Here is a 25,945-nt window from a genome sequence, read left to right as displayed (position 1 = left end):
GTGTGCCGGGGGCCGGTCGCGAGGACGACCGGCCCCCGGCACGCGCACGAGGGGGATCCGCGGGGACTCAGCCCATGAACTTCTTGAACTCGTCGGGCAGTTCGAACTCCTGGCCGCCCTGCTGGGGCAGCCCGAAGGCGGCCGCGCCCTGGCCCTGAGCCGCCGCCTCGCGCCGCTGGGCCTCCTCCAGCTCCTGCTGCCTGCGCTTCATCGGGTTGCCGGAGCGCTGCTTGCCCTTGGCCTTCTTCTGCTGCTTCTTCTGCCGGCCGGGGCCGCCGCCCATGCCCGGGATCCCCGGCATGCCCGGCATGCCGCCGCCCTGGGCCATCCGGGACATCATCTTGCGGGCCTCGAAGAACCGCTCGACCAGGTTCTTCACCGCGCTGACGTCGACGCCGGAGCCCTTGGCGATACGGGCGCGGCGGGAGCCGTTGATGATCGTCGGGTCCTGGCGCTCGCCCGGGGTCATCGACTTGATGATCGCCGCGGTGCGGTCGACGTCGCGCTCGTCGATGTTCTGGATCTGGTCCTTGATCTGGCCCATGCCCGGAAGCATGCCGAGCAGCTTGGAGATGGAGCCCATCTTCCTGACCTGCTCCATCTGGGCCAGGAAGTCGTCCAGGGTGAAGTCCTGGCCCTTCTTGGACGCCAGCTTCGAGGCCATCTTGGCGGCCTCTTCCTGGCTGAAGGTCTTCTCCGCCTGCTCGATCAGGGTGAGCAGGTCACCCATGTCGAGGATGCGGGAGGCCATCCGGTCCGGGTGGAAGGCGTCGAAGTCGTCGAGCTTCTCGCCGTTCGAGGCGAACATGATCGGCTTGCCGGTGATCTGCCGGATCGACAGGGCCGCACCACCGCGGGCGTCGCCGTCGAGCTTGGAGAGCACCACGCCGTCGAAGCCGACGCCGTCGCGGAAGGCCTCCGCGGTGTTGACCGCGTCCTGGCCGATCATCGCGTCGACGACGAACAGGATCTCGTCCGGGGAGACCGCGTCCCGGATGTCCGCGGCCTGCTGCATCATCTCGGCGTCGATGCCGAGGCGGCCGGCGGTGTCCACGATCACGATGTCGTGGACCTTGGTCCGCGCGTGCTCGATGGAGTCCTGGGCGACCTTCACCGGGTCGCCGACGCCGTTGCCGGGCTCCGGCGCGTACACGGCGACGCCGGCGCGCTCGGCGACGACGCTCAGCTGGTTGACGGCGTTCGGGCGCTGCAGGTCGCAGGCGACGAGCAGCGGCGAGTGGCCCTGGTCCTTGAGCCACTTGCCGAGCTTGCCCGCGAGGGTGGTCTTACCGGCACCCTGGAGACCCGCCAGCATGATGACGGTCGGCGGCTGCTTGGCGAACCTGAGGCGCCGGGTCTCGCCGCCGAGGATGGTCACCAGCTCGTCGTTGACGATCTTGAGGACCTGCTGGGCGGGGTTGAGGGCCTTGGAGACCTCGGCCCCCAGCGCGCGCTCCTTGACGTTCTTGATGAACGTGCGGACGACAGGAAGGGCCACGTCGGCTTCGAGGAGCGCGATGCGGATCTCGCGTGCCGTGGCGTCGATGTCCGCCTCGGACAACCTGCCCTTGCCGCGGAGATTTTTGAACGTCGCGCTGAGGCGGTCGGAGAGGGTATCGAACACGGTGGCGTCGGTCCTCGGAGTCGGAGTCGTTTTGGGCTGCCCTCCAGGGTATCCGGCCCGGCGAGCAATTCGCCCCCGCCCACTGGACGCGGTGGACGGGGGCGCACGCGCGACCGCGGCGTCACGCCCGCAGCGTCTCCTCCAGCGTCCGTGCCACCGACGCCGCGTCCGGTTCCGGCAGCGGCGCCCCCGTGCCCGTGGTGACGTAGAAGGCGTCGACCGCGTTCGAGCCCAGCGTGCTGACGTGCATGCTCCGCACCCGTACGCCCGCCTTCTCCAGGGCCATCCCGATCCGGTACAGCAGTCCGGGCGCGTCCTGGGCGCGCACCTCGATCACCGTGGCGTGGCGGGAGGCCGCCGATGCCACCGTCACCCGGGCCGGCGGGGCGACGCGGCCGCGGCGGCGGGGGTAGGCCGCGTCGCGTTCGGCGAGCCGGCCGGCGATGTCCAGGGAGCCGTCCAGGGCGCGGACGAGGTCGGCGCGCAGCCGGGTGGCCTGGGGCAGGGCGCCGTACTCGGCGGCGACGCGCCAGTTCAGCAGGAGCACCGAGCCCTCGTCGACGTCGTCGGGCAGGCGCAGGGCCCGCAGTCCGGCGGTGCGGACGGTCAGCCGGTGCACGGCGAGGACGCCGGCGACGGCGGGCAGCACGCCCGGCTGGTCGGGTACGGCGATGAGCAGTTCGACGCCGAGCGGCTCGGGCTCCCGGGCGGGGTCCTCGTCGGCGGCCGGTTCGGTCTGGGCGCGCAGCGCGAGGACCGGGCTGCCGGTGCGGAAGGCCTCGATGGCGAGGCGTTCCTGTGCGGCGGTGGGCGCGTCCGGTTCGGGTTCCGCGGGGGCGTCGCCGGCGAGGACGGCGGCCACGCGCCGTACCAGGTCGGCGACGAGGGAGCCGCGCCAGGAGGACCAGGCCGCCGGGCCGGTGGCCAGCGCGTCGGCCTCGGTCAGGGCGTGCAGCAGTTCCAGGGTGCCCGGGGTGCCGACCGCCTCGGCGACCGAGCGGACCGTGGCGGGATCCTCCAGGTCGCGCCGGGTGGCCGTCTCGATGAGCAGCAGGTGGTGCCGTACGAGGGTGGACACCACGGTCACGTCGGCGCGGTCGAAGCCGATGCGGGTGGCCACGTCCCGGGCGATGATCTCGCCGGCCACCGAGTGGTCGCCGGGCCATCCCTTGCCGATGTCGTGCAGCAGCGCGGCGACGAGGAGCAGGTCGGGGCGGCTGACGCGGCGGGTGTACTCGGAGGCGCGGACCACCGTCTCGATCAGGTGCCGGTCGACCGTCCAGAGGTGGACGGCGTTGCGCTGCGGGCGGCAGCGGACCCGCTCCCAGTCCGGCAGGAAGCGGCTGATCAGGCCTTCCGCCTCCAGGGCCTCCCAGACGTCGACGGTGGGTCGGCCGGAGCCGAGGAGGGTGACCAGTTGCTCGCGCGCCTCGGCGGGCCAGGGCACGGACAGCGGGCGGGCGGTGGCCGCCATGCGGCGCACGGCGTGCAGGGAGAGCGGGAGGCCGGCCTGGGCGGCGGCGGCCGCCGCGCGGAGCGGGAGCACGGGGTCGCGTTCGGGGCGTGCGGCGCGGGCGAGCACCACCTCGCCGTCCTGCTCCACGACGCCCTCGGCCAGCGGGGAGCGCTCGGCGCCGGGTTTGCCGCCGCCCAGCATGGCGCGCAGACGGGGACGGACGGCGCGCGAGCGCAGCACGCGGCCCACTTCGCGCCAGGTGACGTCGCTGGCGTAGGAGATGACCCGGGCCGCTTCGTACACTTGGCGCAGCAGGGTGTCGGCGTCCAGCAGCCCCAGCTCGGCGGCCACCTGGTCCTGCTCCTGCAGGGCGAGCCGGTCGGTGGCCCGGCCGGTGGCCAGGTGGAGGGCGTCCCGGACGTCGAGCAGGCGGCGGCGCGCGTCCTCGAGGCCCTCGCGCGGGGCGTCGGCCAGCCAGGACGCGGCGACGGCGCGCAGGGCGGTGGCGTCCCGGAGGCCGCCGCGGGCCTCCTTCAGGTCGGGTTCCAGCAGGTACTGCAGCTCGCCCTGGCGCGCGGCGCGTTCGGCGCACAGCTCCTGGAGTTCGGGAAGGCGCCTGGGTGCCTGGTTGCGCCAGTCGGTCAGGACGGTCGTGCGCAGGGCGGCGGTCAGGCTCTGGTCGCCGGCGAGGTGGCGGGCGTCGAGCAGGCCGAGCTGGACCTTCACGTCCTCCCCGGCCGTCTTGCGGGCCTCGGCCGGGGTGCGCACGGAGTGGTCGAGGGCCAGGCCGAGGTCCCACACGGGGTACCAGATGCGGTCGGCGAGGGCGGCGACCGCTCCGGGGTCGCCGCCGTCGTGCAGCAGCAGGAGGTCGAGGTCGCTGCGGGGGGACAGCTCCCGGCGGCCGTAGCCGCCGACGGCGACGAGCGAGGCGCCCTTCACCTCGCCGGCCGCGGCCGTGAACAGTCCGGCGAGCCAGTCGTCGGTCAGCTCGGCGAGGGCGGCACGGCGCGGCGGCCCGGACCGCGCCCCCTCGGTGAGGAGGCGCAGCCGGGCCGCCGCGTAGCCGCTGGGTCCCGAGTGTTCCGCTTCGTTCTGCACGTTCGTTCCCGTCACCCGGCGACTCCTGTCCTCGGTCCGGTCAGAGCGCGTCGGGGCCGCGCTCGCCGGTGCGGACCCGTACGGCCGTCTCGACGGGCAGGGACCAGACCTTGCCGTCGCCGATCTTGCCGGTGCGTGCCGCCTTGACGACGACCTCGATCAGCTGCTCGGCGTCGTCGTCCTCGGCGAGCACCTCGATACGGATCTTGGGGACCAGGTCGACGGTGTACTCGGCACCGCGGTAGACCTCGGTGTGGCCCCGCTGACGACCGTATCCGCTCGCCTCGGTGACCGTCAGCCCGTGGACGCCGAAGGCCTGCAGGGCCTCCTTGATCTCGTCCAGCCGGTGCGGCTTCACGACGGCGGTGATGAGCTTCATGCGTCCACCTTCTTGGAGTGCGTGGCGGCCAGGGCCGGGCCGGGGGCGGGAGCGGCGGAGCCGATGACACCGCCACCGGTACCGCTGAAGTCGTAGGCGCTCTCGGCGTGCTCGGCCTGGTCGATGCCGGAGACCTCCTCGTCCTCGGTGACCCGCATGCCCATGGTCTTGTCCAGCAGGAAGGCGAGGACCGCGGAGACGACCAGGGAGTAGGCGAGGACGGCGCCGACACCGGCGCACTGCTTCCACAGCTGGGTCCACGTGTGGTCGCCGTAGAAGACGCCGGTGGCGGCGGACTGGCCCTTGCCGGTGGCGAAGAAGCCGATCAGCAGGGAGCCGATGATGCCGCCGACCATGTGGACGCCGACGACGTCGAGCGAGTCGTCGTAGCCGAACCGGAACTTCAGGCCGACGGCCGCGGCGCAGGCGACACCGGCGATGGCGCCCACGGCGATCGCGCCGAGCGGGGAGACCGCGCCGCCGGAGGGGGTGATGGCGACGAGACCGGCGACCGCGCCGGAGGCGGCGCCCAGCGTGGTGAACGCGCCGTGGCGGATCTTCTCGTAGGCGAGCCAGGCCAGCATGGCGGCGGCGGTGGCGACCTGGGTGTTGACGAACATCAGCGCGCCGACGCCGTCGTCGTTGCCGAGCCAGGAGCCGGCGTTGAAGCCGAACCAGCCGAACCACAGCAGACCGGCACCGAGCATGACCAGCGGGAGGCTGTGCGGGCGCATCGGGTCCTTCTTGAAGCCGACGCGCTTGCCGATGACCAGGATGACGCCGAGGGCGCCGGCACCGGCGTTGATGTGGACCGCCGTGCCGCCGGCGAAGTCGATCACGCCGAGCTTGTAGGCCCAGCCGTCGGCGCCCCAGACCCAGTGGGCGACCGGGACGTAGACGATCGTGGCCCACAGGACGACGAACAGCGACCAGGCCGAGAACTTGACGCGGTCCGCGAGGGCGCCGCTTATCAGGGCCGGGGTGATGATCGCGAACATCATCTGGAAGACCATGAAGACGAAGATCGGGATGTTGTAGCCGTCCCAGAGCTCCGTCAGGCCGATGTTGCTGAGGCCGAGCCAGTCCTTGTTCCAGCCCAGCAGGCCGGAGCCGGTGCCGAAGGCGAGGGAGAAGCCGTAGAGGACCCAGAGGATGGTGATGATCCCCATGCTGATGAAGCTCATCATCAGCATGTTGAGGGTGCTCTTGACCCGGACCATGCCCCCGTAGAAGAAGGCGAGACCCGGGGTCATGAGCAGCACCAGGGCGGAACAGATGAGCATGAAGCCTGTGTTCGCGGAGGACAGCTTGGGTGCCTCCGCGGCAAGCATGATGGCTGGTGCCATCGGCGTCTCCTCGTCGGTTGGTACGGCCCCGTGCGGGCGGTGCCTGTGCGGTCCGGTCGGGTGAGGGGTGGGCCGGTTATGCGCCATGAGACTGGCGCAGCGCGGTTTCGGTGGAAGCCCCTCGTTGTTTCGCCGGGGTGACGAAGGCGACTGGCGTGTTACGCGTCCATGAACTGCCTGATACCGGGCACGCCGATCGTTATCGTGGCGCAACCTTCTCGGAGGGATCGGCGCGGGAACGGAAACCGGCCGCGGCGGGCCTCTCCGGTGACCTGGCACGGGGGAGCCGAGTCGGGCTGTTCTGGAGGGCCGGCCGCGGCCGGGGTGTGGGGCGCCTCGGTGGTCAGACCGCCTCGGCGGTCTCGGGCAGGTCGACGGCGAGCTGCTCGGAGAGGTCGACGACGGCGGACAGCTCGCCGAAGTCGCGGACGGCCGTGGCGACCGTCTTGCGGATGCGGGTGTTCACCCGCTCGGAGCGCACCTTCTTGGCGATGCCCATGGCCTGGAAGGCGTAGTCCGCGCTGCACTCGGGCTCGCGCCGCAGCAGGTGCACGGTGGCCATGCCGACGAGGTTCAGCGCGTACGACCGCTGGTGCTCGTGGTCGTCCGCGAACAGGTCCACGGCCCGCTCCATCAGCGGCTGGGCCAGGGAGGCGTAGGTGGGGCTGCGGCCGGCCACGTAGGCCAGGTCGCGGTAGGAGTGGGAGTTCTCCGCGAACAGCTCGGCCTCGGAGAAGAAGCGGATCCAGTCGGGATCCGGCTCGTCCCACTCGTCGGCCTCGGCGAAGGTGTCCTCGGCCATCCGCACCGCCCGCTTGCACCGGCCGGGCTGGCCCATGTTGGCGTAGGCGCGGGCCTCCATCGCATACAGCATGGACTGGACACGGGGGCCGGCGCAGTCCCGGCTGCCGTACTGCGCGAGGTGGATCAGCTCCAGCGCGTCGTCGGGCCGGCCGAGGTGGATCATCTGGCGGCTCATGCTGGACAGGACATAGGAGCCGAGCGGCTTGTCGCCGGCCTCCTTGGCCGCGTGCAGGGCGAGGACGAAGTACTTCTGCGCGGTGGGCTGGAGTCCGACGTCGTACGACATCCAGCCGGCGAGCTCGGCGAGCTCGGCGGCGACCTTGAAGAGCTTCCGGGTGGTGGCCTCGGGCTGGGGTTCCTGGAGCAGGTCGGTGACCTCGTGCAGCTGGCCGACGACCGCCTTGCGGCGCAGGCCGCCGCCGCACTGGGCGTCCCACTGGCGGAACATCCGGGTGGTGGACTCCAGGAGGTCCATCTCGGGCTTGGAGAGCCGGCCGGGCCTGCGCGCGTCGAGGACGGGCCCGGGCTCGGCGGGGACCGGGGAGGCCGGGGTGGGCACGAGCCAGCGCTGCATGGGCTCGATGAGGGACGGGCCCGCGGACAGGGCCAGCGAGGTTCCGAGGAAGCCGCGCCGCGCCAGCATCAGGTCGCTGCGCGAGAACTCGCTGAGCAGAGCCACCGTCTGCGGGCCCGTCCAGGGCAGGTCGACACCGGACGCGGAGGGTGACTGGCGGGCGGCGCGCAGTCCGAGGTCCTCGACGGACACGACGCAGCCGAAGCGCTCGGAGAACAGCTCGGAGAGGATCCGCGGGATCGGCTCGCGCGGGTTCTCCCCGTCCAGCCAGCGGCGGACACGGGAGGTGTCGGTGGAGATGTGGTTGGCGCCCAGCTGGCGTGCTCTGCGGTTGACCTGGCGGGCCAGCTCGCCCTTCGACCAGCCGCTGCGCACGAACCACGATCCGAGCAGCTCGTTGGGGCGCTTGTCAGCGTTCGTCCCACTACCGCCGTTGCCGCCCACTGGAACGCCCCCATCCCTGAGACCACTTGTCGCCGAGTGCGCCAAGCCCTATCAGAATGCCGGTAAATAGGGCTTCCCGTCCGCCGGTTCTCACCCTTCGAACGAGCTGACGACTTGCCCCCGGCATACTCACAGCTGCATGTGCCCTCAGTGCTCGCACACTCACAGTAGTCCTACGATCACCCGTCCAGCCACGGCTATCCCGTAAACGCCACCATTCGCCACCCCTTCGAATGAACTCCCGGTGGCACCTACGCGATTCACTTGACATAGGACAGCCGGAAGTAGGCGGAGTGAGGCGCGAAGGGGCGCACGACAGCCCGTGTACCACCCGTGGCGCTGCAAGGCGCCGCCCTGATCCCACGGGAGACGGGGAACCGGAGTCGTAGCGTCACGTTCCGCTTCCGCTTCGTTCCGCGGCGTAACCACCGGCGCGCAGGACCCGTTGGAGGGGGCATGGGCTTCACGATCGGCGGCATTCGCGAGATCCGCTCCGGCACGCGTCGGCGCGGCCGGTCGTCCGACTGCACCACCGTCGCCGAGTTCACCGGGCTGTGGGGCTGGGACGTGGTGCCGGGTGCCCGGGCCGCCGCGGGAGCGTGCTCCTGCGGGCGCGCCGACTGCCCGGCGCCGGGCGCGCACCCGCTCGGTTTCGCGCCGCGGGTGCCGGCCGGGGCCACGCTCGACGAGGTGACCCGGGCCTGGGCCCGGTTCCCGGGCGCGTCCGTGATGCTGCCCGTGGGCCGGGCGTTCGACGTGATCGAGGTCGCCGAGGCCGCCGGGCGCCGGGCCCTGGTCCGGCTGGAGCGCATGGGCCTGCCCCTCGGCCCGGTCGCCGCGACCCCGGACGGCCGCGCGCAGTTCTTCGTCGCCCCGGGCGCCGCCGCCGACCTGCCCCGGCTGCTGTACCGGACGGGCTGGGACGACCCGTCCGCGCTGGACCTGCGCGGTCTCGGCTCGGGCACGTTCATCACCGCCCCGCCCTCCGACCGGGGCGGCCTCGGCCCGGTGCGCTGGCTGCGCCCGCCGGCCCTGGACTCGGCGAGGCCGCCGGCGGCCCGGCTGCTGCTGGGCACGCTGGCGTTCGTGGCGCACCGGTCGGGGGCACGGGCTTAAGGACCTGCCCCGTCCGGCCCTTCCCGTCTGCTCCGCGGCGCCTCGCCCACACTCCCCCGCGCTCGCGCGGGGGAGTGTGACGCCGTCCGGACAAAGCGAGGCGCCCGGCCCCGGTGTGTCCGGAGCGGGCGCTTCTCACCTCGTACCAGGGCCGGCGGCCGTTCGTCACTCGCCGATCAGGGCGTCCACGAACGCCTCCGGCTCGAACGGCGCCAGGTCGTCCGCGCCCTCGCCGAGCCCGACCAGCTTGACCGGCACGCCCAGCTCGCGCTGGACCGCGATCACGATGCCGCCCTTGGCCGTGCCGTCCAGCTTGGTCAGCACGATACCGCTGATGTCCACGACCTCGGCGAAGACCCGCGCCTGCACCAGGCCGTTCTGGCCGGTGGTGGCGTCGAGGACGAGCAGCACCTCGTCCAGCGGCGCGTGCTTCTCCACCACGCGCTTGACCTTGCCGAGCTCGTCCATGAGGCCGGTCTTGGTGTGCAGCCGGCCGGCGGTGTCGATGAGGACGACGTCGACCCCCATCTCCTTGCCTTCCTTGACCGCGTCGAAGGCAACGGAGGCGGGGTCGCCGGCCTCCGGACCGCGCACGGTGTAGGCGCCGACCCGCTCGCCCCAGGTCTGCAGCTGGTCGGCGGCGGCGGCACGGAAGGTGTCGGCGGCGCCGAGGACGACGGTGCGGCCGTCGGCGACCAGCACCCGGGCGAGCTTGCCGGTGGTGGTGGTCTTGCCGGTGCCGTTGACGCCGACGACCATCACGATGCCCGGCTTGCGGTCCGCGGGCTCGGTTTTCACCGTGCGGTCGACGTCGGTGCCGATGAGCTTGAGCAGTTCCTCGCGCAGCAGGCCGCGCAGCTCCTGGGGCGTGCGGGTGCCGAGCACCTTCACCCGCTCCCGCAGCCGCTCGACCAGCTCCTGGGTGGGCAGCACACCGACGTCGGCGGTGAGCAGGGTGTCCTCGACCTCCTCCCACGTCTCCTCGTCCAGGTGCTCGCGCGACAGCAGCGTGAGCAGGCCCTGGCCGAGGGCGTTCTGGGAACGGGACAGGCGGGCGCGCAGCCGGACCAGCCGGCCTGCGGTGGGCTCCGGGATCTCGATCGCGGGAGCCTCGACCACGGGGGGCTCCTCGATGACGACCGCGGGGCCGCCCGGGAGATCCACCTCCTCGATCGTCCGGCGCGGTTCGTCGCGCGGCGTCTCGGCCTCTTCGCCGACGTGCGGCTCGGCCGGGGGCGCGGTGATGTCGGGCGCCTTGGGGGGCGGCGGGGGCAGCGGCTTCCTGCGCCGTGTGGTGCCCACCAGCAGCCCGCCGAGCGCCGCGAGCACGACCACGGCGATGACTACAGCAAGGATGACGGTTTCCATAACCCGACCAGTATCGGCCATGGGGCAGCGCGTGAGCCGGTTTGTGGCTTCCTCTGAGAGACAAAGGCCACTTATCATCAGGACTCGGACCAAAGTACGATGGTGGGGGGCTCCATCCACGCGCGTAGAGTCCCGAACGTTCCCCTCCCCCCACGTCTGGCCTCCCTTATTCATGAGCGAAACCGTCGAGACCGAAGGCGCCCTCGAGACCCGCGGCATCGAGCAGGTCCCGGAACACGAGCGGACCGCGAGGACCCGGCAGCTGTTCCCGACCTGGGTCGGCGCCAACATCAGCGTGCTGCTGCTGACCATGGGCGCGAGCCTGGTCGTGGCGTACCACCTGAACATCTGGCAGGCGCTCGTCGTCGCGGTGGCCGCGCCGGCCGTGTCGTACGGCCTGGTCGGGCTGGTCGGCATCGCGGGCAAGCGCGGCGGGGCGCCCGGCATGGCGCTGTCGCGGGCGGTGTTCGGCCAGCGCGGCAACCTGCTGCCCGGTTCGCTGATCTGGGTCGCGCGCTGGGGCTGGGAGACGATCAACGCGGTGACCGGCGCCTACGCGATGCTCACCATCCTGGACATCGTGTTCGGCCTGAAGGCCGGCGGCGTGCTGGACCTGGCGACGCTGCTGGTGTTCGTCGTGGCGACCTTCGCGATCTCCGGGCTCGGCATCAACGCCGTGCAGCGGTGCAACACGTACGCGACCTGTCTCTTCGGTCTGTTCTCGGTGCTGGTCCTGGGCTACCTGGTGGCGAACACCGACTGGTCGCGGGTGGCGCACCACGGCGCCGGCTCGACGGCCTCGGTGATCACCGGGATCGGCATGATCGCGGCGGGCGGCGTCAGCTGGATCCCGTCCGCGCCGGACTTCACCCGCTACCTGCCCCGCACGGCGTCCTCCAGGGCGATCGTGGGCACGGCGGTGGGCGGCGCCGGTGTCGTCGTCCTGCCGATGGTCCTGATGGGCGCGGTGATGGCGGTCTCCACGCCGGACCTGGCCTCGGCGACCGACCCGGTGTCCTTCCTGGGCGAGATCCTGCCGACGTGGATCGCGGTGCCGTACCTGTTCATCGCACTGATCGGCATGCTGCTGATCAACGCGATGTCCATGTACTCGGCGGGCTTCACCGCGCAGACCCTCGGCTTCCGGGTGCCGCGGCACTGGGCGGTCTCGGTGAACGCCGTGATCTCGCTGGCGCTCGGCGGGGTGCTGATGCTGGTGGCGACGAGCTTCATGGGCTCCTTCATCGCCTTCCTCTCCCTGCTGGCGGTCGCCTTCTCCGCCTGGGTCGGCGTGTTCGGCGCGGACATGCTGCGCAGGACGGAGTACGACGGCGAGGCGATGACCGACACCACCCGCACCAGCGCCTACTGGTACCGGGGCGGCTTCTCCCCCGCCGCCGTCGCCGCGTGGGCCGCGGGCCTGGTCTCGGGGCTGATGTTCACCACGTCGGACTGGTTCACGGGGCCGCTGGCGAAGAACAACGTGGTCGGGGAGTACGGCCTCGGCTGGGTGGCGACGGTTCTGATCTCGGGCGCGCTGTACGCGGTGCTGCCCAAGCCGGCGGTGGTCCGTGAGCGGCCGGCCCGTGAGCGCGTCGAGGAACCCGCCGTCGTGGGCGTCTGAACCGCGCTCGTGCCCATGACCATCCGGCTCCCCCTCAGCCGACGTCCCTCTCCGTCGCGTCGCCTCGCGTGCGCGTCGGAGGGGGACGTCGGCTGTCCGTCAGGGACGTACGGCGTCAGCCTCCTCACGCCCGGCGCCGGACCCGCCGGGCTCTCCGCCCGCCACCGGGCCGCCCTGTAGAGGGCCGGGTACGCCGGCGAGCGCGGCATCCGGGTACCGCCTCCTCACGCCGGAGCGGTGCACGGCGCCGGGGACGCGCCCGGGCAGCCCCGTCCCGCATCCGCATGCCGGTGGAGTAAGGGTGGCGAAGCTTCAGGCTGCTCGCACAGCGAGTGCTGCCGGCCCTCGGGGACTCAAAGGGGGGCAGAAGACAGACCGCCGCCCCCGGCCCGGGCAGTGGCCGGGCGGGGGCGGCGGCGGGTACGAGGAGAGGGGCAGCGGGGACTTGGCCCGTCTCCTCGGGACCGGGGGCGGCGACCGGTGGGGTCAGCCCATCTCCTCCAGCGACTTGCCCTTCGTCTCCTTGACGAACTTCAGGACGAACGGGATCGAGAGCGCGGCGAAGACCGTGTAGATGATGTACGTGGCGGAGAGGTTCCAGTCGGCCAGCGACGGGAAGCTCGCGGTGATGGCCCAGTTGGCGATCCACTGCGCGGCCGCGGCGACGCCCAGGGCGGCGGCACGGATCTTGTTCGGGAACATCTCGCCGAGCATGACCCAGACGACCACACCCCACGACAGGGCGAAGAAGAGGACGAACACGTGGGCGGCGATCAGGGCGACCCAGCCCTGCGTGGCGGGGAGCTTGCCGCCGACGAGGTCGTAGGAGAACGCCCAGGCCTCCAGCGCGAGGCCGACGGCCATGCCGACGGAGCCGATGAGCGCGAGCGGCTTGCGGCCGACGCGGTCCACGAAGATCATCGCGATGACGGTGCCGACGATGTTGATGATCGACGTCGTGAAGGAGTAGAAGAACGAGTCCGTCGGGTCGACGCCGACCGACTGCCACAGCGTCGAGGAGTAGTAGAACGCGACGTTGATGCCGACGAACTGCTGGAACACCGACAGGCCGATGCCGATCCAGACGATCGGCTTGAAGAAGAAGCCGCCGCCGAGCAGGTCGCGGAAGCTGGACTTCTCCTCGCGCTTCATCGCGGTCTCGATCTCGCGGACGCGGCCGTCCAGGCCGGCGTGGTCGCCTTCGACCTCGGCGAGGATCTGGCGGGCGCGGTCGTGCTTGCCGACGGAGATCAGGAAGCGCGGGGACTCGGGGATCGCGAAGGAGAGCAGGCCGTACAGGACGGCCGGGACGACCATCACACCGAGCATGACCTGCCAGGCCTCCAGGCCCATCAGCTTGCCGCGCTGGTCGCCGCCGGCGGCGTTGAGCAGGCCCCAGTTGACCAGCTGGGAGATGGCGATGCCGACGACGATCGCGGCCTGCTGGAAGGAGCCGAGGCGGCCGCGGTAGGCCGGCGGGGCGACCTCGGCGATGTAGGCCGGGCCGATGACCGAGGCCATGCCGATGGCGAAGCCGCCGACGACGCGCCAGAGGGCGAGGTCCCACAGCGCGAAGGGCAGCGCGGAGCCCACGGCGCTCACCGTGAAGAGGACCGCGGCGATCTGCATGCACCGGATGCGGCCGATGCGGTCGGCTATGCGGCCGGCCGTCGCGGCGCCGATGGCGCAGCCGATCAGGGCGATGGCGATGACCTGGGCCAGGGCGGCGGAGCCTACGTCGTAGCGACCGCGGATGGCCTCGACGGCGCCGTTGATGACGGAGCTGTCGTAGCCGAAGAGGAAGCCGCCCATGGCGGCCGCGGCCGCGATGAAGATGACGTGCCCGAGATGCTCGGGGTGAGCCGTCCTGGCTCCTGACTGAGGTGCCTGCGTAGTGCTGGTCACGAGAAACTCCTCGGGCCACGGCAACGCTGCCGGGGTGGGGGGGGGATGAACCCTTCCAGGTGAGACCTGAAGGTAAAAGCAACGTTGCAGAGACTATGCCTTCAAGTATCGAAGTCAATACCTCGACTGCTGTGAGTTTTGAGATAGGCCCAAGCCACTCGTGTTCAAGTTGTGAACACGGAGTCAGGTGATCTTGACGCGGGCTAACGAAGCCGCTGGGAGATGACCTTGGACACACCGTCACCCTGCATGGAGACGCCGTACAGCGCGTCGGCGACCTCCATCGTGCGCTTCTGGTGCGTGATCACGATCAGCTGCGAGCTCTCCTGCAGCTCCTGCATGATCCGGATCAGCCGCTGGAGGTTGGTGTCGTCCAGCGCCGCCTCGACCTCGTCCATCACGTAGAACGGACTCGGCCGGGCCTTGAAGATCGACACCAGCAGGGCCACGGCGGTCAGCGACCGCTCGCCGCCGGAGAGCAGGGAGAGCCGCTTGACCTTCTTGCCCGGCGGCCGCGCCTCGACGTCCACGCCCGTGGTGAGCATGTTGTCGGGGTCGGTCAGCACCAGGCGCCCCTCGCCGCCCGGGAAGAGGCGGCTGAAGACCCCCTCGAACTCGCGGGCCGTGTCGCGGTAGGCCTCCGTGAAGACCTGCTCGACCCGCTCGTCCACCTCCTTCACCACCTGAAGCAGGTCGGCTCGGGTCTTCTTCAGGTCCTCCAGCTGCTCGCTGAGGAACTTGTGCCGCTCCTCCAGCGCCGCGAACTCCTCCAGGGCCAGCGGGTTGACCTTGCCCAGCTGCTGGTACGCCCGCTCGGCGGCCTTGAGCCGCTTTTCCTGCTCGGCCCGCGCGAAGGGCCGTGGCTGGTTGCGCGGGTGCTCCGGATCCTCGGGCAGCACCTCGCCCTCGGCGGGGGGCGAGGGAGGCACGGGCTGGTGCGGCCCGTACTCCGCCACCAGTCCTGCCGGTTCGACACCCAGTTCCTCCAGGGCCTTCGCCTCCAGCTGCTCGATACGCAGCCGTTTCTCTGCTCCTAGTACCTCGCCTCGGTGAACGTAATCAGTCAGCTTGTCCAGCTCGGCCTTGAGTTCGCGTCCGGCGGTGCGGGCGGCGGCCAGCTCCTGCTCCCGGGCGGTCTTGCCGGCCTCGGCGGCGACCCGCTCCCGCTCGGCCCGGCCGAGGGACACCTCGACGTGCGCGAGCAGCTGCCGGGCACCGGAGGCGACGGCCTCGGCGACGGCGGCCTCGTGGCGCAGCCGGGCCCGCCGCCGCTCGGCACGCGCGCGTGCCTCGCGCTCCGCGCGGGCTGCCCGGTCGAGGGAGTCGGCCCGGCCGGCGAGTCCCTTGACGCGCTCCTCGTGCGTACGGACCTGCAGCCGGGCCTCCATCTCGGTCTGCCGGGCGTTGGCGCCGTCGGCGGCGAGCCGGTCGCGCACGGAGGTGTCCGGCTCCTCCTCCCCCGGCATCTCCTCGGCGACCGCGAGCCGCTCGGCCAGCTCCTCGGCCTCCTGGACGGCCTTCTCCAGCGCCTCCTGCGCGCGTGCCGCCGCCGCGTCGGACCGCTCGGCCTCCCCCGCCGCGCCGCGCGCCTGCCCGGCCAGCCGCCCGAGCTGCTGGGCCACGGCCGACTTCTCCCGATCGGCGGCCCGGCGCCGCTCCCCCAGCTCCTCCACCAGCGCGGCCGCCCGCACCCGGTGCTCGTCCGCCTCCTGCTGGGCCTCGGCCAGTTCCGCACACCGCACGCCCAGTTCCTCCAGCTCGGCGGCGGCCTCGTCCACGGAGGCCTGCACCTCCAGAAGACTCGGCGCCCCGGCCGACCCGCCGTGCGCGAAGTGCGCCCCGAGCAGATCGCCCTCGGCGGTCACGGCGGTCAGTCGGGGATGGTCGCGGACGACGTCCTCGGCGTCCTCCAGGGACCCGACGACGACGATCCCGCGGAGCAGCCGCCGCACGGCGGTCATGAGCTCGGCGGGGCCGGTGACCAGGTCGGCGGCGTGGCGGGCGAGGCCAGGGCCGGTGAGCTCAGGGGTGTCGTCCCCGGGGCACGCGCCGGGGGCGTCCCGCGTTCCCGTCAGGAGGAGGGCCGCGCGGCCAGCGTCCTGTTTGCGCAGCAGCCGGATCGCCTCGGCCGCCGCGGCCGGGGTGGTCACGGCGACGGCGTCCGCCGCCGCGCCGAAGGCCGCGGCCAGGGCGGTCTCGTGGCCGGGGGCCACGGTGAGCAGTTCCGCGGCCGGGCCGAGGATGCCGGTGAGGCGGTCGCGGGCGTCGAGGAGGACGCCGGTGCCGTCCTTGCGCCTCAGGCCCAGGGCCAGGGCCTCGTGGCGGGCCTGGGTGGCGGCGCGCCGGCGTTCGGCGGTGGTCCGGGCCTCCCGGGCCGCGCCCAGCGCGGACTCGGCGCCGGCGAGCCGCCGTTTCGCCGCCTCGTGCTGTTCGGCGAGGTCGGCGTCGTCCGCGTCGAGGCCGTCGACCTCGGCCTTCAGCGCCTCGTACTCCTCCTGGGCCTGGACGGCACGCTGGCGGGCCTCGTCGCGGGCGGCGGCCAGCCGGTCGATCTCGGCCTGGGCGGAGGCGGCGCGCGAGCGGGCCGCGTTGACCTGCCCGGACAGGCGGGCCAGGCCCTCACGGCGGTCGGCGATGGCGCGGGCGACGTCCTTCAGCCGGCGCTCCTCGACGGCCAGTTCGCGCTCCAGTTCGGCCCGGTGCGCGACCGTGTCGTCGAGGGCGCGCTGGGCGGCCTCCAGGGCCGCCTCCAGCTCGGCCTCCTGCTCGCGGACCCGGGCGGCCTCGCGCTCCATGTCCTCGGGGTCACGGCCGCGCCGTTCCTCGATCGGCGCCGAGGTGGCGCTCTTCACGCGCGCGTCGGCCAGCGAGACGGTGCCGCGCACCCGTTCGGCCAGCCGGGACAGGTCGTACCAGGTCTGCTGGGCGCGCTGCAGGCGCGGCGCGAGCCGCCGCACCTCGTCCTCCAGCAGGGCCTCCCGCTGGAGCGCCTTCCTCAGCTCCTGCTCGGCGGCCTCCTTGCGCTCCTTCAGGGCCGCCTCGTCGGCGATCTCGGACTTCAGCGCCTCGCGCAGGCGTACGAGGTCGTCGGCGAGCAGCCTCAGCCGCGCGTCCCTCAGGTCCGCCTGGATGACGGCGGCCCGGCGGGCTACGGCCGCCTGGCGGCCCAGGGGTTTCAGCTGGCGGCGCAGCTCGTCCGTCAGGTCCTGCACGCGCGCGAGATTGGCCTGCATCGCGTCCAGCTTCCTGAGCGCCTTCTCCTTGCGCCTGCGGTGCTTGAGGACGCCCGCGGCCTCCTCGATGAAGGCGCGGCGGCCCGTCGGGTCGGCGTGCAGGACGGAGTCGAGCTGCCCCTGGCCGACGATGACGTGCATCTCTCGGCCGATGCCGGAGTCGGACAGCAGTTCCTGGATGTCCAGCAGGCGACACGTGTCGCCGTTGATCTGGTACTCGCTGCCGCCGTTGCGGAACATGATCCGCGTGATGGTGACCTCGGCGTACTCGATGGGCAGCGCACCGTCGGAGTTGTCGATGGTGAGGGACACCTCGGCGCGGCCCAGCGGCGGGCGGCCGGTGGTGCCGGCGAAGATGACGTCCTCCATCTTGCCGCCGCGCAGCGACTTGGCGCCCTGCTCGCCCATGACCCAGCTGAGGGCGTCCACGACGTTGGACTTGCCCGAGCCGTTCGGTCCGACGACACACGTGATCCCGGGTTCGAACCGGAGTGTGGTCGCCGAGGCGAACGACTTGAACCCGCGAAGGGTCAGGGCCTTGAGGTGCACGCCGCTGGACTTTACCTTTCGCCGCTATCTCACTCCACGAACACTCGCAACCCCACGGTTTCACCGATGAACATCCAGGGCATCTCAAACGTTGAAGAGTCTGAAAGGATGCGCGGGGGAAGAAAAGCGGGGGAAAGAAAGAAGGGACGCCGGAGCGTCCCTTGCAACTCTGACGGCCGGGTCGCGGCCGTTTGATCAACGTGAGCGGTTGATACGGGCAGCCCTACCACTGCGACTGCTGTCGTGGAGCGGTGCAGCGATCAGGTGAGCGCAGGCTCCGCCTGGTGTGCGTCGATGCTCTCCATGATCCTGTCCTGAGAGGCGGCGGCCGCCAGCGCTTCGTTCTCCGCCTGGATCCGTACGAGCTCGGACTCCAGGTCCTGAACGCGCTGCTGCAACCGTCGCATCTCGGCGAGGAGTCGAGGGTCGGAGCCGCCGACGTAACCGAGAAGCGCCTTTGCCATGATGGATGGTCCTCCACAATGAGTGACCGACCGATGCGGTGTGGGTCGTGAGGGATTCGCACCCGGGGTGCTTGGCACACTCGAGTGTTGCTCTGCCGTTCTCGTCATGCCAAACAGCCAAGGTGCGCGGGGCTTTCAGCGTCTCACCAAAAAGTTTGACGGTCAACACGATCACGCCCTGTATTGGGGGGCGAACCCGGGGCGCACGGCCGGCGGGCGGCGGTGCTGCGTCTCCTGCGGGGCCCTCAGGGCGTGGCGATCAGCTGTACCAGCGGAGCCTGCCATGCCGGGCTCTTCTTGGCAACCACCTGCCGGTTTCCGCCCGGGGCGGGCCTCGGGGGCGGCTTTCGCCCGACGCCGGGCGGCCCTTCCGGAGAAACGACTCAGCGGATGGCGAAGCCGTCGTAGCCGCCGCGAGGTGTGTCCCAGATCTCGGTGACTCCGGCTACATGTCCGGGCGTGTCGCCGTCCTGCAGCCAGGCGAGCAGTCCCTCGCAGCCCTCGCGCGCCCCCTCCGCGACCACCTGGACCCGGCCGTCGCCCAAATTGAGAGCAAAACCACTCAGACCGCCGATCTCCAGCGCCTTGGCCCGCGTGAACCAGCGGAAACCCACGCCCTGGACCCGTCCCCGCACCCAGGCGAGCAGTCGCACATCCTCGTTCATGGGTGCAACCTAACCGGCCGATGTCGCTCAGAACACAGCCGCCCTCGGTGCCATGGGGTACCGTCCGGACCCAATGAATCTCATATGAAACTCACTCGTTCGAGTGAGTCGGGTCGGCCAGAGGGAGTCGCTCACCGCCGAGGCGCCTGGTAGCGCCGGCCGATCGCGAGGACGAGGAAGAAGGCATGGGCATGGGACGCCACCGACGCTCGGACGCCGGCCGCGCCGCCACGGGCCGCGCCGCGGGGGGCACGCACGCACACCGCTCGGGCGCCGGCGGCGAGGCTCCGCCGGACTCGTTCACCAGGGCCCGCTTCACGCGTGACCGCGTGCCCATGGGCATCGCGCCGTACCTGAACCCCGAGGCGTACGCCGACGCCAACGCCAGGAGCACGGCCTACCTGTACGCGGTCGACGACCGGACCCCGCCGGCCGCCGGTGGCGGTTCCGCCCCGGGCGGCGGCACGTCGCCGTCGCAGGGCCACCGGCGCCGCAAGGCGGGCGCGCGGCCGGTGCGCACGGGCCTGCTCGGCGTCTCCGCCGCGGTCGCCCTCGGTACGGCGGCAGTGGCCACGGGTGTGGTGCCGGGCCTGGAGAACTACCAGCTCGGGGGCGCTACGCACACCACCGGCGGCGAGCGGGTGCAGGGGGCGGTCTCGCCCAGCAACACGGCCGCCGAGCAGGGCGGCACCTCGGGCAGCGCGGACAGCCGGACCGGCGGCGCACCCACGGGCAGCGCTCCCGGCACCGCGGCCTCGCCGGCACCCTCGGCTTCCGCGTCCCGTTCGGCCTCCTCCCCCTCCGCCCCGGCCTCCCGGACCCCGGCGAAGAAGCCCTCCGAGAGCCCCGCCGAGAGCCCGGCGAAGACCTCCTCGAAGAAGCCCGCGCCGGCCACCCCGCCGACGACCGCCCCGTCGCGTGCGGCGACCAGGGCGCCGGCGGCTTCGTCCGCACCGGTCGCGGTGTCGGCGCGGGCCGCCGCCGAGGCCGAGGTGCTGCGGCTGGTGAACGAGGAGCGGGCGAAGGTCGGGTGCAGCGCACTGGCCGCGAACTCCTCGCTGACCGGGCTGGCCGAGGGCTTCAGCGACGACATGGCGGCGCGGGGCTTCTTCGACCACACCGACCCCGACGGCGCGAGCCCCTGGGACCGGGCGGCGAAGGCGGGCATCACCGGCCTCGGCGGCGAGAACATAGCCCGCGGCCAGGCGGACGCGGCGGCCGTGATGCAGGCCTGGATGAACAGCCCCGGCCACCGCGCCAACATACTGAACTGCGACTTCAAGACCCTCGGCGTCGGCGTGCACTTCGGTGCGGGCGGGCCGTGGTGGACGCAGGACTTCGGCTACTGACCGCACCCCGCGGCCACCCGGGGGCCGGCGCCGCCGGCTAGGCGGCCGCGCGGCCCCGCGTGAAGGTCCGGGCCGTCTCCGTCACCCGGCGGCCCAGGTGCTCGGCGGTGGCGATGTCGGCCTTGTGGACGGCCTCCGGGCCCTCGTCGACGTTGGTCTGGGCGGCGGCGCCGGCGAAGACGCCGAGGCGGTTGAGGTCGTGCTCGGAGGCCTCGCTGCTGTTCCAGCCGGGGTGCAGGCCCAGGTTGACCCAGTGCATGCCGTGCTGGCCGGCGAGGATCTGGAAGAACTGCAGGGTGTGCAGCTTGTCGCCGCTCTTGGAGCCGGAGTTGGTGAAGCCGGCCGCCAGCTTGTCCTTCCAGTCCTGGCCGAACCAGCGCTTGGAGGACGCCTCGGCGAAGACGTGGAAGGCGCCGGAGGCGGTGCCCATGTAGGTGGGCGAGCCGAAGACGATCGCGTCGGAGCGGTCCAGCGTCTCCCACTGCTCGTCGGTGATCTCGTCGACCTTGATCAGGTGCACCTCGGCACCGGCCTCCACGGCACCGGCCCGGACGGCCTCGGCCAGTACGGCGGTGTGGCCGTAACCGGAGTGGTAGGCGATGGAGACGACAGGGGTGCTCATAAGAACTCCTCGAAGGGGCAGCTCGCTAACGATGACAAAAGGAAAGCACTAACTTCTAGTTAGTGCAACCTGGTGGTTAGCGCTGCGCTGGCGTACGCTCGTGTGCTATGGACAGCACCCGTGCACCCAGCCCCGAGGACGACCTCGCCTACAACGTGTTCGCCAAGGCGTGCCCGTCCCGCGGCACCCTGGAGCACGTCACCGGCCGATGGGGCGGGCTGACGCTCGGCGCGCTGTACGAGGGGTCGCTGCGCTTCAACGAGTTGCGCCGCCGCGTCGACGGCGTGAGCGAGAAGATGCTGTCCCAGACGCTGCAGGCGCTGGAGCGCGACGGGCTGGTGCACCGCGAGGCCCAGCCGACCAACCCGCCCCGCGTGGACTACGAGCTGACGCCCCTGGGCCGCCGGATCGCCGAGCGGCTGCTGGCGCTCATCCACTGCGTCGAGGGAGCGATGGACGACGTCCTCGCCTCCCGTGAGGTGTACGACGCCCGGCAGCCGTCGCAGCCGGCGTGAACCCGGTCCGCGTCAGGCTTCGTCCCGGCCCCCGTCGCTGAGGCCGCGGTACGTCCCCGAGCCGTCCACCTCGTCCGCGAACTCGGCGAAGTCCATGTTGGCGATGGCCAGGTTGACGGAGATGTCCGGGAACCACCGCGGCGGCACCCGGAAGGTCCGGCCCGGCTCGTCGGCGAGGTCCACGGCCAGGAGCCGGTGCTCGGGGTCGGTCATGGTGAAGGCGTCGGCGAGGAAGACGTGGAAGACCCTGTCCGCCTCCGCGGCGGCAGCCTCCTCGTCGAGCAGCGCCCGGACGGTGGCGCCGGAGAACCGCGGGTCGTCCTCCAGGACGGCGGTCGAGAACTCCTCCGCCGCCTCGAGTTCCGCGCACACCGCCCGCCACGCCGCGTCGTCGGAGAAGTCGGTGCGCAGGACGAGCGAGAAGTCGCCGTCGCCGCCGGGAAGCGCCATGGCGCCGTTCCTCTCAGCCGCGGCCCGGGCCGCCGGGCCGCGGCGGGCGCTGGCACTTCGGGCAGAAGTAGCTGGACCGGTTCATCCACGGGCGGCGGCGCATGGGCGTGCCGCAGCGCCGGCACGGCAGGTCCTCGCGGCCGTAGGCGTCCAGGGAGCGGTCGAAGTACCCCGACTCGCCGTTGACGTTGACGTACAGGCTGTCGAAGCTGGTGCCGCCGACGGAGAGGGCCGCGTTCATCACGTCCCGCACGTGGCCGAGGAGTTCGGCGGTGCGCGGGCGGGTGAAGCCGGCCGTGGGGCGCTCGTAGTGGATGCGGGCGCGCCACAGGGCCTCGTCCGCGTAGATGTTGCCGACGCCGCTGATCAGCGTCTGGTCCAGCAGGGCCCGCTTGATGGTGGTCCGCCTGCGGCGCAGCGCCAGGTGGAAGGCCTCGTCGTCGAACAGCGGGTCGAGGGGGTCCCGTGCGATGTGCGCGATGACGTCGGGCAGGCCGTCCGGGGTGTTGTCGTGCAGCGAGAGTCCGCCGAAGGTGCGCTGGTCCACGAAGCGCAGCTCGGTGCCGACGGTGTCGGCGAACCGGATCCGGACGCGCAGGTGTTTCTCGTCCGGTGCCTCCTGCGGCTGCACCAGCAGCTGGCCGCTCATCCCGAGGTGGGCGACGACGGACTGGTTCGTCTCCTCCAGCGGCAGCCACAGGTACTTGCCGCGCCGGCGGGGCGCGCCGACGTGCCGGCCCTTGAGCCGGTGCGCGAAGTCGTCGGCGCCCGCGACGTGCCGGCGTACGGCACGTGGGTGCAGGACCTCCACGTCGGCGACGGTGCGGTGGGCGACCCACCGTTCCAGACCGCGCCGGACGACCTCGACCTCGGGCAACTCGGGCATCGGGAACCCCCGTACGGACCGTGGGATGAAAGCGAGCGCCCGCCCCGGCGGGAACGGCGGGGCGGGCGCTCGGTGCTGCTGTTCGTCAGGCGGTGGCGGACGACGGGTCGCCGTCCTGGGCGGCGACCTCCTCGACCGCCTTGGCGCGCTCGTCCGCCGCGGCCCGGATGGCCCGCCAGGCGGACTCGGCGGCCTGCTGCTCCGCCTCCTTCTTGCTGCGGCCGGTGCCGGTGCCGTACGAGACGCCTCCGACGCGGGCGGCAGCAGTGAAGGTCTTCTCGTGGTCGGGGCCGGTCTCCGTGACGAGGTACTCGGGCACGCCGAGCCCCTCCAGCGCGGTGAGCTCCTGGAGACTGGTCTTCCAGTCCAGGCCGGCTCCGAGGTTCGAGGACTTCTCGATCAGCGGGTCGAAGAGCCGGTGCACCAGCTCGGACGCCGCGTCGAGGCCCTGGTCGAGGTAGACCGCGCCGATCACCGCTTCAAGGGTGTCGGCGAGGATGGACGCCTTGTCCCGGCCGCCCGTGCCCTCTTCACCGCGGCCGAGCCGGATGAAGGAGCCCAGGTCGAGGCCACGTCCGACCTCCGCCAGCGCACGCGAGTTGACCACCGCGGCCCGCAGCTTGGCCAGCTGGCCTTCGGGCAGGTCGGGGTGGGTGCGGTACAGCGTGTCCGTGACGACGAGGCCGAGCACGGAGTCCCCCAGGAACTCCAGCCGCTCGTTCGTCGGCAGACCGCCGTTCTCGTACGCGTAGGAACGGTGGGTCAGCGCGCGCACCAGAAGGGCGGACTCGAGCTGGTAGCCGAGCCGCCCTTCCAGAAGCGTGTGGGACGAGGCCTGGTTTTCCGTCGCCTTCTTGGGACTGGACACAGTGCCTCTCACCAGCCCGCTCAGACTTCGAGGACCTGGCGCTTGTTGTAGGTGCCGCAAGACGGGCACGCGATGTGCTGCTGCTTGGGCTCGTGGCAGCGCTCGCACGCAACCAGGGTGGGGACCGCAGCCTTCCACTGCGACCGGCGGTGGCGCGTGTTGCTGCGCGACATCTTCCGCTTCGGAACAGCCACGGCTACTTCTCCTGCTTCTCGTCGACGCCCGCTTCGGCGCCGCTCATCTCGTCCTTCTCGCCGTCCTGCATGGTGCCGGCGAGTCCCTGCAAAGCCGCCCAACGGATGTCGACGGCGTCGTGGTGGTGGTCCGGGTCGTCCGCGAGCCGCGCTCCGCACTCGGAGCACAGGCCCGGGCAGTCTTCCCGGCACACCGGCTGCATCGGCAGTGCGAGCACCACCGCATCGCGCAGCAGAGGTTCGAGGTCGAACAGTCCGTCCTCGAGGTAGTACCTGTCCTCGTCGTCCTCGGCGTCGTCGCCCGGTTCCGCGATCACGCGGCCCCGGTCGTCGGCGTCAGGGTACGAGAACAGTTCCTGGAAGTCCGCTTCGAGCTCCAGCCCGACCGGCTCCAGACACCTTACGCACTCCCCCTCGGCCCGTGCACGGGCGGTGCCTGTGACGAGCACACCTTCCATGACCGACTCGAGCCGGAGTTCGAGTTCCACCGGGGCGCCTTCCGGCACTCCGATGACGTCCGGGAGACCGAGATCGGCGGGGGCGTCGACCGTGCGGGGCAGGCGCTGCAGCGCACCAGGACGCCGGCCCAGCTCATGCGTGTCGAACACGAGGGGGTTGCGGTGGTCGAGGCGTGCGTTGGAGGCCATTCCTGCTTTCGGTCTTCGAACTCGGAGGGGCGCCGCCCGTGGTGTTCCGGGCAGCGGTGATCGCGGACATACGCGCGACCGAAGAGCCAGGATACTGGACCTTTCGCTCTCGGCCCAATCCGGCCCCGGCTACAGTCCCCGGCCCTGCTCGTAGGCGCGCAACTGCTCGGCGCTGATCATGCTGGTGTCGAAGAGGCTGGTCTCGTCGAGCGCCGCGTACTGCTGGTGCTGAGGCTGCTGGTGCTGCTGGTGCTGCTGGTGCTGCTGGGAGTCGTAGGCGGCCTGCTGGGGGTCGTACGGGTAGGCGTACGGGTCGGCCTGCTGGTAGCCGTACGGGTCCTGCTGGGCGTAGTCGGTCTGCTGCGGGAAGCCCGCGTACGGGTCGGGCTGCTGGTCGTAGCCGTAGGCGGGCTGCGGCTCGTACGACGGCTGCGGCGGCTCCGGCTGCGAGGGCTGCGGGGGCTGCTGGGACCGGGCGGCGGGGCGCTCGGCCGGGGCGTCGGCCAGGGCCGCGAGGTCGGCGAGGTAGTCGGCGTCGCTGGAGTGCTGGAACGTCGTGGTGTCGTCGGCGAGGGCGCCCAGGTCGTCGGTGGCGATCCTGCCGTGCAGCTTCTGCCGGCCCCGGCCGACGGCGTCCAGGGTCTTGGCGAGGACCGCCTCGAAGGCGCCGAGCTTGGTGTCGACGTACGCGTCGGCGTTGTGGCGCAGGGTCTCGGGGTCCAGGCTGCGCTCGGGGGCGTCCTCGTCCTCGTAGCCGTTCTCGTCCAGGCCGGGCCCGGTGCCGAGCAGCTTCTCGCGGCCCCGGCCGACCGAGCCGAGGGTCTTGGTGAGGACGACCTCGAAGTTGGCGAGCTTGGAGTCGACGTAGTCGTCGGCCTCGGCGCGGATCTCCTCGGCCTCCTTGCGGGCCTCGGCGAGGATCCGGTCGGCCTCGGCCTGCGAGCGGCGGGCGATCTCGGTGCCGGCGATCAGCGAGCCGCGCTCGGCGTGCGCGCTCTCGATGATCCGCTCGGCCTCCAGGCGGGCCTGTTCGACCATCTGCTCGCGGTCGCCGATCAGCTCCTGCGCCTGGGCGAGGGAGCCGGGCAGCGCCTGGCGGACCTCTTCGAGCAGCGCGAGCAGCTCGGCGCGGTTGACCACGCAGGAGGCCGACATGGGCATGGACCGGGCGCCGGAGACCGCGGCGACGATCTCGTCGAGCTTCTTCTGGACGTCCACCTTGCTCGCCACTCTCTACAGCTGTGTTGGAGACGGACGGGACGACTGTAGCCCCATCAGCCTTGGCGCAGACGCCCGTTCAGGGCCTCGAGGACGGCCGGCGGCACGAGGTGGGAGACGTCCCCGCCCCAGGCCGCGACCTCCTTGACCAGGGAGGAGGACAGGAAGCTGTAGGTGGGGTTGGTGGGCACGAACAGGGTCTCGACGCCGGTGAGGCCGATGTTCATCTGGGCCATCTGCAGTTCGTAGTCGAAGTCGCTGACCGCGCGCAGGCCCTTGACGATGGCGGGGATGTCGCGCTGCTTGCAGAAGTCGACGAGCAGGCCGTGGAAGGCCTCGACCCGGACGTTGGCGTAGTCGGCGGTCACCTCGCGGATCAGCTCGATCCGCTCCTCGACCTCGAACAGGCCCTTCTTGGACTTGTTGATCATCACCGCGACGTAGACCTCGTCGTACAGACGGGAGGCACGGGCGATGATGTCGAGGTGTCCGTTGGTGATCGGGTCGAACGACCCTGGGCAGACGGCGCGGCGCACTTGTGATC

General features: G+C 71.8%; 22 protein-coding genes. 4 read left to right on the top strand and 18 right to left on the bottom strand.

The window, feature by feature from the left end; genetic code table 11:
• Nucleotides 1-67: 67 nt before the first annotated feature.
• From ffh to nsdA, 5 genes are all read right to left on the bottom strand, one after another.
• Entirely contained in the window at nt 68-1,624 is a 1,557-nt protein-coding gene (gene ffh / locus AQJ66_RS23475) for a signal recognition particle protein (protein ID WP_061925769.1), read from the bottom strand.
• Nucleotides 1,625-1,745: 121 nt separating this feature from the next.
• A complete protein-coding gene (locus tag AQJ66_RS23470) occupies nt 1,746-4,196 on the bottom strand; it encodes a [protein-PII] uridylyltransferase (protein ID WP_061925766.1) in 2,451 nt (816 codons plus the stop codon).
• A gap of 25 nt (nt 4,197-4,221) precedes the next feature.
• Complete coding sequence (locus tag AQJ66_RS23465) at nt 4,222-4,560, bottom strand: P-II family nitrogen regulator (RefSeq protein WP_039656487.1); 339 nt, start codon at nt 4,558-4,560, stop codon at nt 4,222-4,224.
• Complete coding sequence (locus AQJ66_RS23460) at nt 4,557-5,906, bottom strand: ammonium transporter (protein ID WP_061925763.1); 1,350 nt, start codon at nt 5,904-5,906, stop codon at nt 4,557-4,559. The genes AQJ66_RS23465 and AQJ66_RS23460 overlap by 4 nt, the downstream gene beginning before the upstream one ends.
• 343 nt (nt 5,907-6,249) lie before the next feature.
• Nucleotides 6,250-7,728, bottom strand: a complete 1,479-nt coding sequence (nsdA, locus tag AQJ66_RS23455; protein ID WP_061925759.1) for a transcriptional repressor NsdA — start codon at nt 7,726-7,728, stop codon at nt 6,250-6,252.
• 456 nt (nt 7,729-8,184) lie between these two features.
• On the opposite strand from nsdA, the gene AQJ66_RS23450 reads away from it, so the two are divergent.
• Nucleotides 8,185-8,844: a bifunctional DNA primase/polymerase gene (locus tag AQJ66_RS23450; protein ID WP_061925756.1), complete on the top strand. Its 660-nt coding sequence runs from the start codon at nt 8,185-8,187 to the stop codon at nt 8,842-8,844.
• A gap of 165 nt (nt 8,845-9,009) precedes the next feature.
• Here the strand turns inward: AQJ66_RS23450 and ftsY are convergent, their stop codons facing one another.
• Nucleotides 9,010-10,212, bottom strand: a complete 1,203-nt coding sequence (gene ftsY, locus AQJ66_RS23445) for a signal recognition particle-docking protein FtsY (RefSeq protein WP_061925753.1) — start codon at nt 10,210-10,212, stop codon at nt 9,010-9,012.
• A gap of 172 nt (nt 10,213-10,384) precedes the next feature.
• On the opposite strand from ftsY, the gene AQJ66_RS23440 reads away from it, so the two are divergent.
• Complete coding sequence (locus tag AQJ66_RS23440; protein ID WP_061925750.1) at nt 10,385-11,836, top strand: cytosine permease; 1,452 nt, start codon at nt 10,385-10,387, stop codon at nt 11,834-11,836.
• Between the two features lie 486 nt (nt 11,837-12,322).
• Here the strand turns inward: AQJ66_RS23440 and AQJ66_RS23435 are convergent, their stop codons facing one another.
• The 4 genes from AQJ66_RS23435 to AQJ66_RS23420 form a co-directional block, all read right to left on the bottom strand.
• Nucleotides 12,323-13,741 carry a sugar porter family MFS transporter gene (locus AQJ66_RS23435; RefSeq protein WP_061925747.1) on the bottom strand — a complete coding sequence of 473 codons (1,419 nt, stop codon included), beginning with the start codon at nt 13,739-13,741 and terminating at the stop codon, nt 12,323-12,325.
• Between the two features lie 203 nt (nt 13,742-13,944).
• Nucleotides 13,945-17,523, bottom strand: a complete 3,579-nt coding sequence (gene smc / locus AQJ66_RS23430; RefSeq protein ID WP_061925745.1) for a chromosome segregation protein SMC — start codon at nt 17,521-17,523, stop codon at nt 13,945-13,947.
• Between the two features lie 260 nt (nt 17,524-17,783).
• The gene (locus tag AQJ66_RS23425) at nt 17,784-17,987 is read right to left on the bottom strand and encodes a hypothetical protein (protein WP_061925742.1); all 204 of its coding nucleotides are present in this window, start codon (nt 17,985-17,987) and stop codon (nt 17,784-17,786) included.
• 383 nt (nt 17,988-18,370) lie between these two features.
• Nucleotides 18,371-18,652, bottom strand: a complete 282-nt coding sequence (locus tag AQJ66_RS23420) for an acylphosphatase (RefSeq protein ID WP_061925739.1) — start codon at nt 18,650-18,652, stop codon at nt 18,371-18,373.
• Nucleotides 18,653-18,843: 191 nt separating this feature from the next.
• Between AQJ66_RS23420 and AQJ66_RS23415 the strand changes: the two genes are divergently transcribed.
• A complete protein-coding gene (locus AQJ66_RS23415; protein WP_061925987.1) occupies nt 18,844-20,001 on the top strand; it encodes a CAP domain-containing protein in 1,158 nt (385 codons plus the stop codon).
• Between the two features lie 37 nt (nt 20,002-20,038).
• On the opposite strand, the gene AQJ66_RS23410 is transcribed toward AQJ66_RS23415, so the two are convergent.
• Nucleotides 20,039-20,623, bottom strand: a complete 585-nt coding sequence (locus AQJ66_RS23410) for a flavodoxin family protein (RefSeq protein ID WP_061925736.1) — start codon at nt 20,621-20,623, stop codon at nt 20,039-20,041.
• Nucleotides 20,624-20,730: 107 nt separating this feature from the next.
• Between AQJ66_RS23410 and AQJ66_RS23405 the strand changes: the two genes are divergently transcribed.
• Entirely contained in the window at nt 20,731-21,138 is a 408-nt protein-coding gene (locus AQJ66_RS23405; RefSeq protein ID WP_061925733.1) for a winged helix-turn-helix transcriptional regulator, read from the top strand.
• 12 nt (nt 21,139-21,150) lie between these two features.
• Here the strand turns inward: AQJ66_RS23405 and AQJ66_RS23400 are convergent, their stop codons facing one another.
• From AQJ66_RS23400 to coaD, 7 genes are all read right to left on the bottom strand, one after another.
• Nucleotides 21,151-21,588 (bottom strand): DUF6924 domain-containing protein, encoded by a 438-nt coding sequence (locus AQJ66_RS23400; protein WP_061925730.1) that lies wholly within the window; start codon nt 21,586-21,588, stop codon nt 21,151-21,153.
• A 13-nt stretch (nt 21,589-21,601) separates the two neighbouring features.
• Nucleotides 21,602-22,474 carry a bifunctional DNA-formamidopyrimidine glycosylase/DNA-(apurinic or apyrimidinic site) lyase gene (gene mutM / locus AQJ66_RS23395; protein WP_061925726.1) on the bottom strand — a complete coding sequence of 291 codons (873 nt, stop codon included), beginning with the start codon at nt 22,472-22,474 and terminating at the stop codon, nt 21,602-21,604.
• Nucleotides 22,475-22,559: 85 nt separating this feature from the next.
• Entirely contained in the window at nt 22,560-23,354 is a 795-nt protein-coding gene (rnc, locus tag AQJ66_RS23390) for a ribonuclease III (protein ID WP_208611436.1), read from the bottom strand.
• 8 nt (nt 23,355-23,362) lie between these two features.
• Nucleotides 23,363-23,536 carry a 50S ribosomal protein L32 gene (rpmF, locus tag AQJ66_RS23385; RefSeq protein WP_003951102.1) on the bottom strand — a complete coding sequence of 58 codons (174 nt, stop codon included), beginning with the start codon at nt 23,534-23,536 and terminating at the stop codon, nt 23,363-23,365.
• Nucleotides 23,537-23,538: 2 nt separating this feature from the next.
• Nucleotides 23,539-24,183 carry a YceD family protein gene (locus tag AQJ66_RS23380; protein ID WP_061925721.1) on the bottom strand — a complete coding sequence of 215 codons (645 nt, stop codon included), beginning with the start codon at nt 24,181-24,183 and terminating at the stop codon, nt 23,539-23,541.
• Between the two features lie 129 nt (nt 24,184-24,312).
• Complete coding sequence (locus tag AQJ66_RS23375; protein WP_061925984.1) at nt 24,313-25,401, bottom strand: ATP synthase F0 subunit B; 1,089 nt, start codon at nt 25,399-25,401, stop codon at nt 24,313-24,315.
• A gap of 56 nt (nt 25,402-25,457) precedes the next feature.
• Nucleotides 25,458-25,937, bottom strand: a complete 480-nt coding sequence (gene coaD / locus AQJ66_RS23370) for a pantetheine-phosphate adenylyltransferase (RefSeq protein ID WP_208611437.1) — start codon at nt 25,935-25,937, stop codon at nt 25,458-25,460.
• Between the last annotated feature and the right edge of the window lie 8 nt (nt 25,938-25,945).

This window comes from Streptomyces bungoensis (assembly GCF_001514215.1).
GTDB lineage: Bacteria > Actinomycetota > Actinomycetes > Streptomycetales > Streptomycetaceae > Streptomyces > Streptomyces bungoensis.
This window is presented reverse-complemented; position numbering and strand designations above follow the sequence as displayed.

Bases quoted from the DNA above. Each gene is read 5' to 3' on its own strand.
- AQJ66_RS23425 (WP_061925742.1), bottom strand. From the start codon at position 17,987: ATGGCAAAGGCGCTTCTCGGTTACGTCGGCGGCTCCGACCCTCGACTC.
- AQJ66_RS23400 (WP_061925730.1), bottom strand. From the start codon at position 21,588: ATGGCGCTTCCCGGCGGCGACGGCGACTTCTCGCTCGTCCTGCGCACC.
- AQJ66_RS23420 (WP_061925739.1), bottom strand. From the start codon at position 18,652: ATGAACGAGGATGTGCGACTGCTCGCCTGGGTGCGGGGACGGGTCCAG.
- AQJ66_RS23460 (WP_061925763.1), bottom strand. From the start codon at position 5,906: ATGGCACCAGCCATCATGCTTGCCGCGGAGGCACCCAAGCTGTCCTCC.
- AQJ66_RS23450 (WP_061925756.1), top strand. From the start codon at position 8,185: ATGGGCTTCACGATCGGCGGCATTCGCGAGATCCGCTCCGGCACGCGT.
- AQJ66_RS23440 (WP_061925750.1), top strand. From the start codon at position 10,385: ATGAGCGAAACCGTCGAGACCGAAGGCGCCCTCGAGACCCGCGGCATC.
- AQJ66_RS23465 (WP_039656487.1), bottom strand. From the start codon at position 4,560: ATGAAGCTCATCACCGCCGTCGTGAAGCCGCACCGGCTGGACGAGATC.
- AQJ66_RS23415 (WP_061925987.1), top strand. From the start codon at position 18,844: ATGGGACGCCACCGACGCTCGGACGCCGGCCGCGCCGCCACGGGCCGC.
- AQJ66_RS23380 (WP_061925721.1), bottom strand. From the start codon at position 24,183: ATGGCCTCCAACGCACGCCTCGACCACCGCAACCCCCTCGTGTTCGAC.
- ftsY (WP_061925753.1), bottom strand. From the start codon at position 10,212: ATGGAAACCGTCATCCTTGCTGTAGTCATCGCCGTGGTCGTGCTCGCG.
- mutM (WP_061925726.1), bottom strand. From the start codon at position 22,474: ATGCCCGAGTTGCCCGAGGTCGAGGTCGTCCGGCGCGGTCTGGAACGG.
- AQJ66_RS23405 (WP_061925733.1), top strand. From the start codon at position 20,731: ATGGACAGCACCCGTGCACCCAGCCCCGAGGACGACCTCGCCTACAAC.
- AQJ66_RS23410 (WP_061925736.1), bottom strand. From the start codon at position 20,623: ATGAGCACCCCTGTCGTCTCCATCGCCTACCACTCCGGTTACGGCCAC.